The sequence below is a fragment of the Paracoccus aeridis genome, from assembly GCF_004923205.2.
In the GTDB taxonomy this organism is placed as follows: Bacteria; Pseudomonadota; Alphaproteobacteria; order Rhodobacterales; family Rhodobacteraceae; genus Paracoccus; species Paracoccus aeridis.
Map to the genome: position 1 here is coordinate 14,700 of NZ_SELD02000066.1, position 15,894 is coordinate 30,593.

10 protein-coding genes are annotated in these 15,894 nt (G+C 61.9%); 8 read left to right on the top strand and 2 right to left on the bottom strand.

Translation table 11 applies throughout. From position 1 onward, the window contains the following. Positions 1-36: 36 nt before the first annotated feature. Positions 37-1,476 carry a DUF6880 family protein gene (locus ELI80_RS14865; RefSeq protein WP_136653098.1) on the bottom strand — a complete coding sequence of 480 codons (1,440 nt, stop codon included), beginning with the start codon at positions 1,474-1,476 and terminating at the stop codon, positions 37-39. A 218-nt stretch (positions 1,477-1,694) separates the two neighbouring features. On the opposite strand from ELI80_RS14865, the gene ELI80_RS14870 reads away from it, so the two are divergent. From ELI80_RS14870 to ELI80_RS14905, 8 genes are all read left to right on the top strand, one after another. Next, positions 1,695-2,849, top strand: coding sequence for a tyrosine-type recombinase/integrase (locus tag ELI80_RS14870; protein WP_136653099.1), 1,155 nt, complete (start codon positions 1,695-1,697; stop codon positions 2,847-2,849). A gap of 120 nt (positions 2,850-2,969) precedes the next feature. Further along, entirely contained in the window at positions 2,970-3,830 is an 861-nt protein-coding gene (locus tag ELI80_RS14875; RefSeq protein WP_036731421.1) for a BrxR family helix-turn-helix transcriptional regulator, read from the top strand. Beyond that, the gene (locus ELI80_RS14880) at positions 3,814-6,249 is read left to right on the top strand and encodes a sigma-70 family RNA polymerase sigma factor (protein ID WP_136653100.1); all 2,436 of its coding nucleotides are present in this window, start codon (positions 3,814-3,816) and stop codon (positions 6,247-6,249) included. The genes ELI80_RS14875 and ELI80_RS14880 overlap by 17 nt, the downstream gene beginning before the upstream one ends. Positions 6,250-6,281: 32 nt before the next feature. Then, the gene (locus ELI80_RS14885) at positions 6,282-7,748 is read left to right on the top strand and encodes an ATP-binding protein (RefSeq protein ID WP_231572720.1); all 1,467 of its coding nucleotides are present in this window, start codon (positions 6,282-6,284) and stop codon (positions 7,746-7,748) included. Beyond that, entirely contained in the window at positions 7,745-10,612 is a 2,868-nt protein-coding gene (locus ELI80_RS14890) for a Z1 domain-containing protein (RefSeq protein ID WP_036731428.1), read from the top strand. Before ELI80_RS14885 ends, ELI80_RS14890 begins: the two co-directional genes overlap by 4 nt. Further along, positions 10,596-11,600 carry a PD-(D/E)XK motif protein gene (locus tag ELI80_RS14895; RefSeq protein WP_136653101.1) on the top strand — a complete coding sequence of 335 codons (1,005 nt, stop codon included), beginning with the start codon at positions 10,596-10,598 and terminating at the stop codon, positions 11,598-11,600. The genes ELI80_RS14890 and ELI80_RS14895 overlap by 17 nt, the downstream gene beginning before the upstream one ends. Before the next feature lies 1 nt (position 11,601). Beyond that, entirely contained in the window at positions 11,602-13,407 is a 1,806-nt protein-coding gene (locus tag ELI80_RS14900) for an AIPR family protein (protein WP_136653102.1), read from the top strand. A 20-nt stretch (positions 13,408-13,427) separates the two neighbouring features. Continuing rightward, a complete protein-coding gene (locus ELI80_RS14905) occupies positions 13,428-14,315 on the top strand; it encodes a DUF2971 domain-containing protein (RefSeq protein ID WP_136653103.1) in 888 nt (295 codons plus the stop codon). Here ELI80_RS14905 and ELI80_RS14910 read toward each other — a convergent pair. After that, the gene (locus ELI80_RS14910) at positions 14,305-15,861 is read right to left on the bottom strand and encodes a DNA cytosine methyltransferase (protein ID WP_201740669.1); all 1,557 of its coding nucleotides are present in this window, start codon (positions 15,859-15,861) and stop codon (positions 14,305-14,307) included. The genes ELI80_RS14905 and ELI80_RS14910 overlap by 11 nt on opposite strands. Positions 15,862-15,894: the final 33 nt, after the last annotated feature.

The window sequence follows — 15,894 nt, forward strand, 5'->3', positions numbered from 1 at the left end:
AACGGGCCGAGACCTGATTTTCCGGTAGCACGACCATCAGGCGGCGGTGAGCGACCAGAAGCCGAACTTCCTGCCGTGCTCCTCCTTCAGCCGGGCGACGTAGGCGTCGTGCGTCTCGAACGTTCCGAAGTCCGGGATGTCGCGCGCGAGCCGGGCGCAGGCGACCAGGTGCTCGGCGGCATAGCGATACCGCTTCGCCCGCGATCGGATGAGCGTGAAGTCGATCATCGCGCGGAGCACCAGCGTCGCAGCCAGCGGATGACGTTCTGACAGGGCCTCCGCCGCGGGGGCGAGATACTCGTAGTGGTCGCCGTCGATCTCGTCGTGCCGGGCCACCAGGAGGTCTGCGGCGCGATCCAGAGCCGGCCAGTCGAGGAAGAACTGCAGGGCGTGAAGAAGGCTCGGATAGGCCATGGCGTGCGCCATCGCCCGCTCCTCGGCCTCGATGTCGTCGAAGTCGGGAAGCCGCTTGAGATACGCCCGCAGGTAACTGTCGGAGAGCGTGCGCTCGAAGCAGTCCCACCGGAACGCCTGCGCCTCCTCGCCGCGACCCAGCGCCTCCAGCGTCTGAAGGCGAACGTCCTGCCAGGCCAGCGGAACCCGCAAGCTGTCGCCGAGCTCCGCGCGCTCGAGGAACCCCAGCGCCTCGCCGGCCCTGCCGGCCGCGAGCAGGCGCTGCGCGATCTCGGCCGCGATCTGCGGCACCTTGCGCGTCTTCGGATCGTACTGGGCGATGAAGCCGTCGACGTCGCCCTGCGCGTCGGCGATGTCCTTGAGCGCCATGGCGACCGTGCTAGCGCGCTCGCGCGCCCGCATCTCGTGCTCGTAGGTGGTGCCGCCCGGGCCCCAGCCCACCGCTTTCCATTGGTCCTTCGGCGGCACCGGCACAGGCGAGCGACCGAGTTCTTCGGCCATCGATTTCAGGGCCGCCAACCCCTCGTCGCCGAGCGCTTGCGCCATGATGCCGATCAGGCCGTCATACTGGCCATAGCCGTTGTCCTGCAGCGCATCGAGGACAGTGCCGGCGAGCGCATGCGGATCAGGCCGGACCTTCTCGGCGAGCTGACCCAGATCGGCGCAGGCCTGGTGGAAGATGCCGATGACGGTGCCGCTGGAGTCGTCGCAGCGCTCGAACACCGGCGTGGCGAGCGCCATGAACCGCCACATGAGCACCAGCGCCTCGTCCGGATCGGCCGGCGCGATCTGCTCGACGATGGCGCGCCGCTGGGTTTCGAGATCCGTGACGAGCGCCTTGCGGTTCTTCCAGGTGATGAAGCTGCGGGCGCGGGCGATGCTGGTCAGCCGCTTGGTGATCTCCCGCGCGGCCTCCCTCGGGCTCTGGGCCCCGGCCAGCGCCAGCCGCAGCTTGCGCTTGGCAGCCGCGTTGCCGGTGCTGACCTCGATCAGCAATTGCGCCAGGCGCTCGGCGCCCAGCGCTTCGAGGTTCTTCGCATTGAGGGTGGTCTTGGAGGCCATCGGATCGCCAGTTCTTTTCGCCGAGCCTATCAGCGGTCCGCGAGCACCGGAACCTGCGTTCTGATTCGCGCGGCTCGTCGATTTCCCGCACCATCGCGCCGAAACGCCTTGCGCGGAAACGCGAGGCATTTCCTTTTTCTTTGCGATTTCAATGTGGTCGTTGACTGTCGCCCGCGCTTCAGCACTGTGGAACGGCGAAAGAACCACCGAAGAGTGCCATGCCCAGGATCACCAAACGCCTCGTCGACGCCGCAGAAGCCCGCTCCGCCGAATACTTCGTCTGGGACAGTGAGATCCCTGGCTTCGGGCTGCGGGTGCTGCCGAGCGGGCGCAAGGGCTACGTGGTCCAGTACCGCGCCGGACGCCGGTCCCGGCGGATCAGCCTCGGGCCCAGCACGGTGCTGACCTGCGAGCAGGCGCGCAACCGCGCCATCTCCATCGTCGCCGCCGCGCGCAATGGCGCGGACCCCGCCGCCGAGCGGGACGCGGGGCGCAGGGCGATCACGGTGAAGGAGCTGGCCGAGCGGTTCGACAGGGAACACATCGCGATCCGCGTGAAGGCCAGCACAGCCAAGGAATATCGCCGGAACCTCGAACGCTTCATCCTGCCCGCGCTCGGGCAGCTGACGGTCACGGGCACCACCCGGGCGGACGTGGCGAAGTTCCACCACGACCTCCGCCATATCCCCTATCAGGCGAACCGCTGCCTCGAAGTGGTCTCGAAGATGTTCAGCCTCGCCGAGATGTGGGGCCTGCGTCCGGACGGCACCAACCCGCGAAAGCACATCCGGAAATACCCCGAGGAGAAGCGCGAGCGCTTTCTCAGCGCGGCCGAACTCCGCCGGATCGGCGAGGTCCTGCGCGAGATGGAGGTAGAGGGGATCGAACTGCCCTCGGCCATCCTCGCCGCGCGCCTGCTGATCCTGACTGGGTGTCGGCTGAATGAGATCATGACGCTGAAATGGGAATACGTCGATCTGGCCGAGCGCGTCCTGCGCCTGCCGGATTCCAAGTCCGGCGCCAAGGTCGTCCATCTCGGCCAGCCCGTCGTCGATCTGCTCCGCGACGCTCAGCGCATCGACGAGAACCCGTGGGTCATCACCGGCACCCTGTCGGGCAAGCGCCTGAGCGATCTCCAGCCCTTCTGGCAGCGCGTTCGCGCCCGCGCCGGGGTGAAGGACGTCCGCATACACGACCTGCGCCACACCTTCGCGTCGACCGCCGTCGCCTCGGGTCAGGGACTGCCGATGATCGGCAAGCTCCTTGGCCACACGCAGGTCCAGACCACGGCGCGCTACGCCCATCTGGCGGCCGAGCCGGTGCGGATGGCTGCCGATGCGGTGGCGCAGAACCTCAGGCAATCCTTGGGATAATCGCGCCCCGACGCGCCCCTTTTCGATTGATTGCGCAATCCCTCACGGCTACGGTCCAAGAAAGCCCAGAAATTGGGCGCGCACAGTTCGCGTGTGCGCAGGGCTGGGCGGGAGCGCAACGTGGACCGGGACAAGGCCGAACTTCGCTGGGGGATCGAGCAGCGCCTCGAGTTCATCGAGTTCCGTCTGTTCTGGGAGGGACACGTCAATCGTATCGACGTGATGCAGCAGTTCGGCGTCTCGGTGAACCAGGCGTCCTCGGACCTGAACCGCTACATCGCGCTGGCACCGGACAACATGGTCTACGACAAGAGCGCGCGGACCTACGTCCGCGGCCCAGACTTCGACTGCAAATTCCGCCCGCCGGACGCAGCGCACTACCTCGCCCAAATCCGCCTGGTTGCCGACGATGTGCTGGAGCGCGAGGATTGCTGGATCCCTGAACTGCCACCCTACGCATCCGCCCCGACGCCGGTTCGCGGCGTTGAGCCGGTGACACTTCGCTCGGTTGTCGGCGCCATCCGCCGGTCCGAGGCGATCGAGGTGAAGTACCAGTCCCTGTCTAGCCCCGAGCCGCGTTGGCGCTGGATCGCTCCGCACGCCATCGGGTTCGACGGGTTCCGCTGGCACACACGGGCGTTCTGCCTGACCGATGACTGCTTCAAGGACTTCCTGCTCTCGCGGGTGCTGGAGATTCGAGGATCGCGTGAGAGCGAAGCGTCAGCCGACGATGATCGCGACTGGCATTCCGAGGTCACGCTGGAGGTCGGGCCCCACCCCGCCCTGTCGGAAACTCAGGCAAAGGTCATCGCGCTCGACTACGGGATGCGTGGCGGCAAGGCGAAGATCAAGGTCCGACGTGCGCTGTTGTACTACGCGCTGAGACGTCTGGGACTCGATACTGATCCCAGCGCGAGGAAGCCACAAGACCAGCAGATCATACTTCTCAACAGGGAGGTCATTCATGAAGATCATGGATAGACTGTCCCGCATCTTCGGCAGTCGCGACGAGGCGACGAGCGAACCGGAGAGCCATGTTCTTGGCCCTTTCGAGATCCGGCTGATCGCCGAAGGGAAGCTCGAGCGGCTTGCCGATTTTGCGGCATCCTCCCGCCTCCACGCGGCCGACCCTAAGGGAGATACGCCGCTCCACCTTGCTGCGCGCATGGGCAATCTTGCCGTTTGCGATCTCTTCATTCGGTCGGGTGCTGACCCCGGCGTACTGAACCACGACCGACAGACGCCTGCTGATGTGGCATTTGCCGAAGGTCACGGTCTCACCGCGCAGCTTCTGTCTTCGCTTGTTGCGAGGTCGCCGGAAACGGAGACGGAGACGGTTAGCGAGCGCGAGGTTTCACTCGTGGTCGACTCTGTCGTTGCCGGGCACAATGCAGTTCGGGAGCACCGTTTCGCGGGAATTCAGGAGACTGAGCCAGCCGATAGGGTTGACGACCTGGATGACCTGCTGAATTTCGAAGCTGAGGCAGAACCAGAGGAATTCTTCGATCAGTACGCGGGCGATACGGCATCGGGGACATTCGTTGCGCTCGTCAGTTCGTCACCCGTGGTTTCGGATGACGAGGACGGGGATTGGGATCTCGACCTTTCACAAGCACCAATTTCCGGAGAGGGCATCGGCTCCAGTGCCGCTGCGGCCGCCGATCACGGTGCAGAGAGTGACTTCCTGCAGGTCCGCAACCGCGGCCGACAATCGGTCAAACGAGCGGTCGTCCAGACCGGCACGCGGATGTCGATCGACCCAGATCTCTGCTTCACCTGGGCAGAGGAGATTCTGGCAAAGGGTCGGTGCTCCCTCGACGATATCGACCGCCTGGTCGCCCATTGCGAAGGGAATGGTGATCTCGAGGAACTGCGCATCAATCTCCAGCGCAACCTGGAAGCAGCCGGCTTCGATCTCGCTCAAGCGACGGGGCATGATGCCGACCTCTGGGACGCCGTCTCGGACACATCGTCCGATGACCTTGCTGACGCGATAGAGGCAGCCCTTACGCGTCGGACGCGGCTTCCCGGCACACAGCGCTTCGTCATGGACAAATCAGAAGAGCTGCAGTTGCTGGAGCCAATGATGCGGGCCAAGCAGGAACTCCAGCTGGGCATCCTGGCCTCCGAGACCGCCGTCGAAACGATCCTCGACGTCATGGACCGCATCCGCGACGGTTCGCGAGACCCCGGCTCGGTCTCCCTGAGAACCATTATTCCCTCGCGACCGGGCCATGCGGAGACGTCCGAAGTAATGTCCGCCGCGGACGCCCTGAGGTCGTGGCACACTACTGGCCGGGTAATGGACGGCAAACGACGAAGAGAGGCACTTGCTGCGCTCGAGGCATTGGAACTCTCTCTCGCATTCCACAAGGAGTTGGTCCGCAGACTGGAGCAGTTCCCAGCGTGCCAAGCCGAGGCCAGTGAGCTGGAAGCCGAAATCCTGATCTCCGAATCCGCTACCGAACACCTTATCCGCGAGCACCTGCCTTACGTGCGGCGGTTTGCCTCGCGGAACGTGGAGGAAGGCGAGGATCCAGAGGACGTCTTCCAAGTGGCGTTCATGGGTCTGCAGCGTTCCACAAGGCGATTTGATCCCGAACGTGGTTATCGCTTCCTCATCTACGCCACTTACTGGATGAGACAGGCCATCATGCGATGGCGCGCTGATGAAGGCGCGGCGATCCGCATCCCCGTGCATCGTAACGAGAAGATCACCAAGCTTGATCGCGCCCTCGAGAGGCTGGACGTTCGGGTCGGTGGCGCTGTCTCCGACCTCGAGCTCGCCGAAGATCTGGAATGGACAATCGACGAGGTCAGACAGTTCCGCGGCATCCCGCGTGAAGCCGAATATCCCGCAAGCCTTGACGACTGGGACAACCTGCTGCCCGAACCTCCAGAAGTGGATGTCTTCGACCAGGCAGAAACCGAAAGGATCGTGACAGACGCACTGGCTGATCTGCCGGAACGTCAGGCTGATGTGATCCGGATGCGCTTTGGTATAGGGCGCGATTCTAACATGACCCTCGAGGAAATTGGTCAGATCTACGGCGTGACGCGCGAGCGCATTCGCCAGATCGAAGCGAAGGGCCTTGATCGCCTTTCCCATCCGGGGCGCAAGCGTCGGCTCCAGGAATTGCTGGGCTACGACAGCAGCCGCGGGACAAGAGCTTCCTCTTCGGCCGAGCGAGAGCAGCACAGCCCAGCGGAACCTGTAAAAAAGAGTCAAACACTGACGTCTTGGTCCGAAAGTCGGATAGATCGCCTCAAAGAACTCTGGGCAGCCGGTATGAGCGCAAGTGAGATTGCGCAGGAACTAGGGGGAACCAGCCGGAATGCAGTAATTGGCAAACTGAGCCGCCTCGGTCTAGTAGACTCCGACAGGGGGCAATGCCAATGACTGTGCGAAATGCCCCCCCGCATGCCGGTTCGATGCTCGAATCTTTGCGCGGGCTCGGCTACTCGCCTCCCACCGCACTTGCCGATCTGGTCGACAATTCCATCGCTGCAAATGCACGCGACGTCGCCGTTCATCTTGAGTGGGCCGGTCCAGAAAGCTGGGCAAGAATCGTCGATGACGGTGACGGCATGGACGACGCGGCTCTGGAGGCCGGCATGCGCCTTGGCGCTCGCGATCCGAGGACTGAACGCGCCGCCACTGACCTTGGGCGCTTCGGGCTGGGCCTGAAGACGGCCAGCTTCTCTCAGGCTCGTCGCCTGACCGTCGCCAGTCGGAAGGAAGGTGGACCGGTCGTCTGTTTGCGCTGGGACCTCGATCTCATCGGTCAGGAACCAGGCACCGAGTGGCCGCTCTTCGAGGGGCCGGCGCCGGGATCAGAGCATCTGCTTGAGCCGCTGGACCAGATGGCCCACGGCACCGTCGTTCTCTGGGAGAAACTGGACCGTATCGTGACCGATGGCTTCGCGGCCACCGACATGATCGAGCTCGCGGATCGCGTGGAGGCGCATCTTGCGATGACCTTTCATCGGCTCCTTGATGGCCAAATGCCCATGCTGCGCCTCTCGCTCAATGGCAGAGGATTGAAGCCTTGGGATCCGTACCTCATCGGTCATCCCGGCAAGGCGCTCGAAAGCCCCGAGTATCGGATCCTCCACACCACCGGTGTGATCGGGCAATGCCACGTCCTTCCGCATCGCGACATGCTCAAGCCTGCCGAACAGGAAGCGGCGGCGGGGCCCGGAGGATGGACGCAGCAGGAGGGCTTCTACGTATACCGCAACAAGCGTCTCCTTCTCGCTGGGGGTTGGCTTGGCCTCGGCGATGGCGGCAAGCCATGGCCGCGCGATGAAGCTCACAGGCTCGCTCGTATCCGGCTCGACATACCGAACAGCGCGGATGCCGATTGGAAGATCAATGTCCTGAAATCAACGGCCAGCCCCCCGGTGCGCCTGCGATCCCAGCTTCATCGTCTCGCAACAGAAACACGCGACACGGCGCGGCGGGTCTTCGCCCACCGGGGACACGTGACCCCGGCCTCAGGCACGCGCCCGAACGCAGTCGCCGAAGCCTGGCAAGTGCGGCGTTCGGCACAAGGAACGTCTTACCGGATCGCTCGTGACCATGATCTTGTCGCCTCGATCCTCGATCGCGCCGGGCCACTCAAGCCCGACATCCTCGCTCTTCTGAGGTTAATCGAGGAGACAGTGCCCGTGCAGCGTATCTGGCTGGATACGGCGGAAGACAAGGAGACGCCGAGAACTGGTTTCGCCGGAGCGGCTGACAACGAGGTGATGGAGACCCTGTCCTCGATGTTTGAAGCACTGGTGAAGTTCCGCGGGCTCAGCCCGACCGAGGCGCGCGAGCGACTCGGTCGCACGCCCCCATTCGACCGGCACCTCGGCCTGGTTGCAGCCCTTGCAGCGAAAGACACGCAATGACGATTTCAAACCAGAAGGCCTTCGATTCAATCCTTTCCATGGCCCAGAACATGCTCCGCCTTGCTGCGGAACGCGCTCAGAGCCCTGTCACTCCGGAAATGATCGAGAAGGAGCTGACCAAGCTGTCGATCATGATGGAGGACGATTTCGCCCTTGTTGATCGGGACGCGCTCGTTGACGAACTGATCCGCCGGTCAAGCCGCACGGTGGGCGAGAACGCCACCCTGTCGAGCGGTGAGGACCATGTTGCCTGGCTTGATGCAGAAAGAAAGAAGGGCTGGACCTATTGGCAGCGCTACTCGGAGTACATGGAAGCGCGCATCCCCTGGACAGCCCTCGACGCGCTCGACGTCGCCACTGACGAAGTCCTCTCACAGCTCGAGGACCCGACCCGGGAAGGCGCCTGGGATCGTCGCGGACTGGTCGTTGGCCACGTTCAGTCGGGGAAGACAGGCAATTATACCGGACTGATCTGCAAGGCCGCCGACGCTGGATACAAGATCATCATCGTGCTCGCCGGCCTGCACAACAACCTCAGAGCACAGACCCAGATCCGCCTGGACGAGGGGTTTCTCGGTTTTGCCACCATCGCGGATGCTGACGAGCTCCCAGCAGTGGGGGTCGGACTGATCGACAAGGACATGTCGGTCCGTCCCAATGCTGCAACGAATCGGAGCGACAAGGGCGACTTCAACACGGCCGTTGCCGCGAAGATGAACATCAGCCCGGAACAGCGACCGTGGTTGTTCGTCGTCAAGAAGAACAAGACGGTGCTGGAGCGCCTGCTGCACTGGATCCGCAACCGTGTGGCCAATCACGTCGACCCCGAAACAGGTCGCAAACTCGTCACCAACCTGCCCCTCATGGTGATCGACGACGAGTCCGATCACGGATCTGTCGACACCGGTGAAGATGTCGTGGACGAGTTCGGCAACCCGGATCTCGAACACGAGCCCAAGACGATCAACAGGTTGATCCGGTCGATCCTCCACCATTTCTCGCGGAAGGCTTATGTCGGCTACACGGCGACACCTTTTGCGAACATCTTCATTCATGACCGCGGGGAGACTCAGGAGCACGGACCGGATCTCTTCCCCGCAGCCTTCATCACCAGCCTTGCGGCGCCATCGAATTATGTCGGACCGGGTCGTGTCTTCGGATCAGCTTCCAGCACGCCGGAAGACCTGCCTCTGGTGCGCCCGCTTTTGGACGATGAGTTCCAGCCGTGGATGCCGCCACGACACAAGAACGGCTACCGGCCGCGATGGCAGGGGGATGACCGTGTGCCGGACTCGCTTGCAGAAGCGATCCGCTCCTTCGTCTATGCCTGTGCCGTGAGGAAGCTGCGCGGACAGGGCAGCAAACACTCCTCGATGCTCATCCACGTTACCCGCTTCACCTCGGTGCAGAACGCCGTCGTCAACCAGGTCGCAGAGTACGTGCGAGATCTGAAGGGCCGCTACACCCGCGGCATCGAGCTCGAGAACCTCGAGGCGTCCATGCGCACGGAGTATCAGGAAACCTTTCTGCCAGGGATGCAGGGGATCCGTTCCGCCCTCGTCGAGGGTGAAACGCTGGAGGACTTCTCGTGGGCCGACATTCGTGCCGTCCTCCCCGACGTACTGTCCGACATTCGCGTCCGCGAGATCAACGGCACGGCCAAGGACGCACTCGACTACGCCGAAAATGATGGCACCGGCCTTAAGGTGATTGCCATCGGCGGCGACAAGCTGGCGCGTGGTCTGACGCTCGAGGGTCTCTGCACGAGCTACTTCCTTCGAACCGCACGCATGTACGACACGCTAATGCAGATGGGGCGATGGTTCGGCTATCGCGACGGCTACCTCGATGTCTGCCGCCTCTACACATCGCAGGAAATGGTGGAGTGGTTCGGCCACATCGCCGATGCCGCAGAAGAGCTCCGCCAGGAGTTTGACAACATGGTCGCGGCCGGCGCTACGCCAAAACAGTTCGGTCTGCGGGTGAAATCGCATTCCGTGCTGACGGTGACCTCTCGGGCCAAGATGAGAAACGCTCGCGCGATGCAGCTGACCTACTCGGGCGACCTTTTGCAGACCATCGTGTTTCCCAACCGCAAGGAGGACATCACTGCAAACTTCAATGCCACGGATCGGTTCATCAGCGCACTCGGTCCATCGACGGATCTGAACGATCAGCATTTCGTTCCACAAGGTCAGAAGTGGAACGGTCACCTCTGGCGGAATGTGTCAGCCCTGAACGTCATCTCGTTTCTGCGGGACTACAGGACCCACTCCGCCAGCTTCAGGATCATGAGTCCGCTGATTGCGGACTTCATCGAGGAAATGAACAAGGATCGCGAGCTCACGAGCTGGACCGTCGCGCTGATCGGGAAGGACAGCGGTCCGGACGACAAGCACCGCAAAGTAGGCGGTTGCTCGGTCAACATGCTCCAGCGCAAGCGCACCACCGAACATACCGATCGATACTCGATCAAGACCCTGATCTCGCCTCGCGATCAGGCCATCGATCTGACCGAGGCGGAATGGAAGGCAGCGCTCGAACTCAGCCAGAAGACCTGGCGCAACGACACGGATCGAAACGAAGGCAAGGAGCCGCCGTCCGAACCGAGAGGCCCACAGATCCGTCACGTACTCGGGGAAGGCGTCGCCGAAGCGGGCATTCCGACTCGTCGGGAACGAGGCCTTCTCATGCTCTATCTGCTCGATCCCGAGGGTGCGGGTGTCGATGAACTGAAGGATGCCGATCCCGTCGTGGCCTGGGCAATCAGTTTTCCGTCAAGCACTTCCGAGAGAAGGGTCTCCAACTCGAGGTACATTGCCAACAGCGTACTGTGGGGGGGCCTCAATGACTGGGTGGACTGAAGAGGGGATTGCTCGTGCCTGGCGAGCGCTCGCGCGACAGGAAGCGGCGGAAGACTGGCGGTTTGTACATCTCACCGATATGGGCGCGGTCTCGGTTGAGGCGGGTTGTCAGTTTCCACTCGGGCGGGAGGCGCTGATCGTCTCCTTTCCGGGATCTTGGCCGGTGAACCCAGCAAGGCTTCCTGAAGGCAAGGGCTTCGACGTCGCCTGCATCGAGGGGCAGACCGTATTCGCAGGCAAGACGGCGATTGCTCTCGTCAGGCAGCCAGAGGGCTCACCCGACATCTTCGCCATCATGGTCGTGGATGTCTTGAGAGCGCTGGAGACTGCAGCCAACGGCGCGGGCCGCGACGTTATGGAGGCGTTCCTCGAGCGGGTCAGGGAGTGGCAGGCTTTCATGGCCCGATCACAGCGCCCTCTTTCGTCCGACGCGCAGATCGGCCTGCTCGGCGAGCTTTGGATGCTCAGATTGCTGGCGGACACTTCCTTTGGGGCGGGTGCTCTCGACTGCTGGCAGGGACCGTTGCGAGCGGCGCAGGACTTCCACGTTCGGGGGGGCGCTGTAGAGGTGAAGAGTACGATCCGCACCGGCAGTTTCCTCGCGCGGATCAACAGCATCGAACAGCTGGATGGTGACCGGGCGCCGATCTTCCTGTGCGCCTTCCGCTTCGAGGAAACCACCGATGGGATCTCGCTCGTCAGTCTTGTGACTGAACTCCGAAAGAGGTTCGGACTGGCCGGAGTGCAACGCGGGTTCGAAGCACTGCTCATGGTGATGGGGTACCTCGACGAGCATGCAGCGCTCTACGGGCGCACACTGACATTGAAGGACGCAAGGGCGTTCCGCGCGGAAGGTGACATGCCGCGTCTCACGCGCGCGGCGCTTCCAGCTGCCATCCGCTCAGCTGCCTATGTGCTCGACCTCGACGCGCTCGAAGTTCCCTCGATCGGACTTTCGGAGTTGATCAACGAATTTGGACTGGATTGACATGAGCCTCGATGATTTTCACCGCAACTTTCGTTCCGATCTGCAGACAATCATCGCCGAGCGCGTAGAGGCCGGCGAAGGCCCCTTTCCTTCGGATGAGCTCGTCTTTGCGGAAATGGTCATGGAGCATGTCGCAGAAACCGGGATCTGCGAGGCACCAACCGTTTGTCACTGGAGCGGCAAGGTCGGCAACGCGAAACTCCGCATTACGGGCTATGCGCTCAGCTCCGATGAAACGGCTCTCGACCTTTTCGTGACCCACTATTTCGGGACCGAAGAACTGAACGATCTCAGGGACTCGGATGCCACCGCAACCGCAAGCGAAGGCGTTCGCTTTCTGTTTCGAGCGGCAAGCGGCAACCTCGATGCAAGGATTGATCCGACGCATCCGGTCAGGGATCTGGTTGCGACCATTCGTTCTCGCTGGGGCGACATCGACCGACTTCGTGTGTTCGTGATCACCGATGGCAAGACCAAGACCAAGCGGTTCTCGAACAAAGAGGTTCACGAGAAGATGGTGGCCGTCGAGGCCATGGATATGGAGAGGCTGTTCCGCCACACCGAGGGCAAACCGCGAGACGAGCTGGCCGTGAGTTTCGTCCAGTCGATCGGTCGGGCGCTTCCCTGCGTACATGTCCCAGACCCTGATGCTGACTACGAGTATGCCCTTACTGCCATTCCCGGGCAGCTCATCCGGGATCTCTATCTGCGCTACGGGACGACCCTGCTCGAAGCCAATATCCGCACCTTTCTGGGGAACAAGCGCGCGGTCAACAAGGGCATCGTCGAAACGCTGCGAAAGGAACCGGAGCACTTCCTCGCCTTCAACAATGGCCTCGTGCTTGTCTGCGACGAAGCGGCCTTCGAGCGGACTGAGGACGGGAATCTGGGCCTGTCCTTCCTGAAGGGTCTGCAGATCGTGAACGGCGGCCAGACGACCTCGACCATCTACTTCTCATCCCGCGATGATCGCACCATCGATCTGAGCCACGTCATGGTCCCGGCCAAGATCATCATCCTCAAGGGATCGCAGGACGAAGCGCGCGAGAGACTGATCAGCAACGTGTCCCGCTATGCGAACAGTCAGAACGCGGTGAAAATGTCCGACCTGTCGGCAAACCGCCCGTTCCATCGAGAGCTTGAGAAACTCGCGAACGACACGTGGTGCCCTGACGGTGCAACGCGATGGTTCTACGAGCGCGCAGCTGGCGCCTACAACGTCATGCTTCTGAGAGAAGGCACCACGCCGGCCAAAAGGCGAAACCTGAAGGAGATGATCCCGCCGAAACGCAAGCTGACCAAGAACGACATCGCCAAGTACCACGAAGCGTGGCGCTGCAAGCCGAACCAGGTCGCCATGGCTGGCGAGAAGAACTTCGCGGCCTTCATGGCTGCACTCGATGACGATCCGACCATTGTGCCCAGCCCGCTCGATGCCCGCTGGTATCGGGCGATGATCGCCAAGGTCATTCTGTTCAAAGCGATCGAAAGCATGATCAAGACAAAGGAAGCAAAGGAGGTGTTTCGCCAGGGATGGGTCAACATCGCGACTTACGTCGTATCGGTGGTTGCCGATCGACTTGGTGATCGGCTCGACCTTGAGCAGATATGGATGCGGCAAGGGATTTCGGGTGGTTTGCGGGATCTGCTCTGGGACTGGGCCGTGATCGTGAACGCAGAGTTCAACAGGATCGCTCCGGGTCAGCAGATTTCAGAAGTCGCGAAACGTGCGGACACCTGGGCAAAGGTCAGAGCGGCGGACTACCCGCATCATTCGGTGTCTATTTCTGAGATCAAGTCTCTCTGAATTGAAGGCGGCGCACTGGCATGCCAGAATCTAAGCGGGATTTGTTGAAATTTTGCGGTCCGACGGAATACTCCCTGAGTAACCTCGCGGGCGGTGTGCTCTATTGTCAGCACTATTCAGCCTATAATGACCCGTTTGAATTCTGGAGCAACATCTATGAGGGAGTTCCCGACGCATTGCGTGAACCTGAGCGCTTTGCGGCGGCGCTCAGGGCGTGGGGCATGGAAGGTTGTTCACCTCAGGACGAGGATGTGATTGCGTACTTCAACGAATGCAAGGAATACCAACCACCATTCAAAGAGATGAGGGACGGAGTCCGAATTGCATGTTTCGGCTCGCAACGGAACAACCTGCTTATGTGGTCTCACTACGCAGACGGTCTTCGCGGATTTTGCATTGTATTTGATGAGAACTTGGTCACCAAAGCCGAACCAGAAGGTTATGTTGTGGACGTAGCCTACATTGATGCACCACCAACTTTGGACAGCTTTGTCTACGCGATCGCTCGGGACCAGGACTGGTATCATCAGATGGCGGTCGAGGAGACGGAAACAAGAATCCAGCACTTGGGGAAGACAGACGAAATGAGCTGGATCCCATTTTACGAACAGGCTGGTGCAGAGGCGCTGCGGCAGATGAAAGAGATATGGCAACTTGTCTTCGCTGCAAAGCCTACGGAATGGAAATATGAGGGAGAGCGGCGTCTTCTGGTTCAATCGCCGCAGAGCGACACCAAACCGATCCTTCGGCCGTACCCGCGCGGGGCGATTAAGGAAATCATTCTGGGAGAGCGCATGCCGGTCCACTATCGAGTGCAAATTCTGGCCTTAATGGCGAAACACTACCCTGGAGTTCCGGTGAGGACCGCTCGTCGTGCGAAGGGTGTTTACACTTTGATTATCGATTAAACTGCCCATTGCTAGCCAGAAGGCTTTCCAAAACTAGGCGCGCGATCTGCTTTGCAAGGAACGGCGGAACGGCGTTTCCGACCTGGACATACTGCTGCGTGCGGTTGCCGAGGAATAGGTAATCGTCGGGAAATGTCTGCAGCCGAGCAGCTTCGCGCACCGTCAGGCTCCGGCACTGGATCGGATCGGGGTGAATGAAGTAGTGGCCATCTTTCGAGATGTGGCTCGTGACCGTGGTCGATGCCTCGTCCGCCAGCTGAACCCGGAAGCGATCATTGAAGACACCACTGTGCCAGTTGCGGTGATCGGGGCTGAGCATCAGAGGGAAATCGGCCGCCTTCGGGCTGTAGCCATGGACGGTTCCGAACACGGCAGCAAACAGGTAGCGACCCAGATCCGATGCCATGTGCCCGCGCGTCTCGTGCTGGGCGATCGCGCGAAGTTCCGGTCGCTCGATCCACTGCAGCAACTCATCGTTCGAAGTGCCATAGTCGTCTGGCAACCGTGACGCAGCCCGAACGGTAGGCGAGTTTTCCTTCATCCGCTCCGAAACGGTCAGGAACGCTTCACGGAGCGCATGCTTCTCCTTCCCCTTGGAGATGCCGGCCAGCAGCTTCGCGGCGTCGAGGACTTCTCCTCGCCAGGCAGTGGCGTCGTCGCGCCCGCGGCTGATGCCGCTTCGCAAGGCGGGCATCGTTTCGATGACATCGCGGACAGTCCGCGCCATCCCGGATACAGCGATCTCCGCATCGGCGGCCCGTCCTGCGAGGTCCGAACGGATGCCGATGATGATCACCCTGTGGCGACGCTGCGGGACTCCGAACGCCTCGGCGCGCACGATGAAATCCGAAGGCTGTGCCGCCTCCTGCAGGCTGGCCTTTCCATCCTCAACCCCGACGGCACGAAGTTCGTAGTGATGGGCGTGACCCGTGCCAAGCGAGGAGAGATCCTCCATCAGCATCTCGAAGACAAGTCGGCTCTCGACAGTGGACGAAAGCATGCCCTTCACGTTTTCCATCACGAAGGCGGCGGGGCGAAGCTTGTCGAGAACCCGGATGTACTCGCGAAAGAGGTAGTGGCGCGCATCCTCCTCCGGAACGTAACCGACCTTGCCTCTGGAGCGGGCGCGCCCCACCAGGGAATAGGCCTGACAGGGCGGGCCGCCGATCAGGATCGTGTCGTCGTACTTTGCCTTCAGCGTCGCAATGGCGCCATCTATGGCGGTCGCAGCAGCCCCGGTGCCGAGCTCGAGCGCCCGGGCTTCGTCGATGGTATGCTGCCACGCTTCGGCATCGACGGCTGACCAGTCCGGTTCGGATGCCAGCCCGGCATGGAAATCGATGAACTCTTTCGGCAAGACGCCATGACGTGCACGGTACTCGCGCAGAAAGGCACGCAGCGTCAGGGTCCGATGGGCCGACGCCTCCTTCTCGACCGAAATGCCGATCCGGAACGGCGCATGGCCGTCCTCGACGAGGGAAGCGAACCCCTCGCCAAGTCCGCCCGGACCGGCGAACAGATCGACAATGCCGAAAGTGGAAGGCAAATCAGGCTCCTGACGAATTTCATTCAGCCGGTG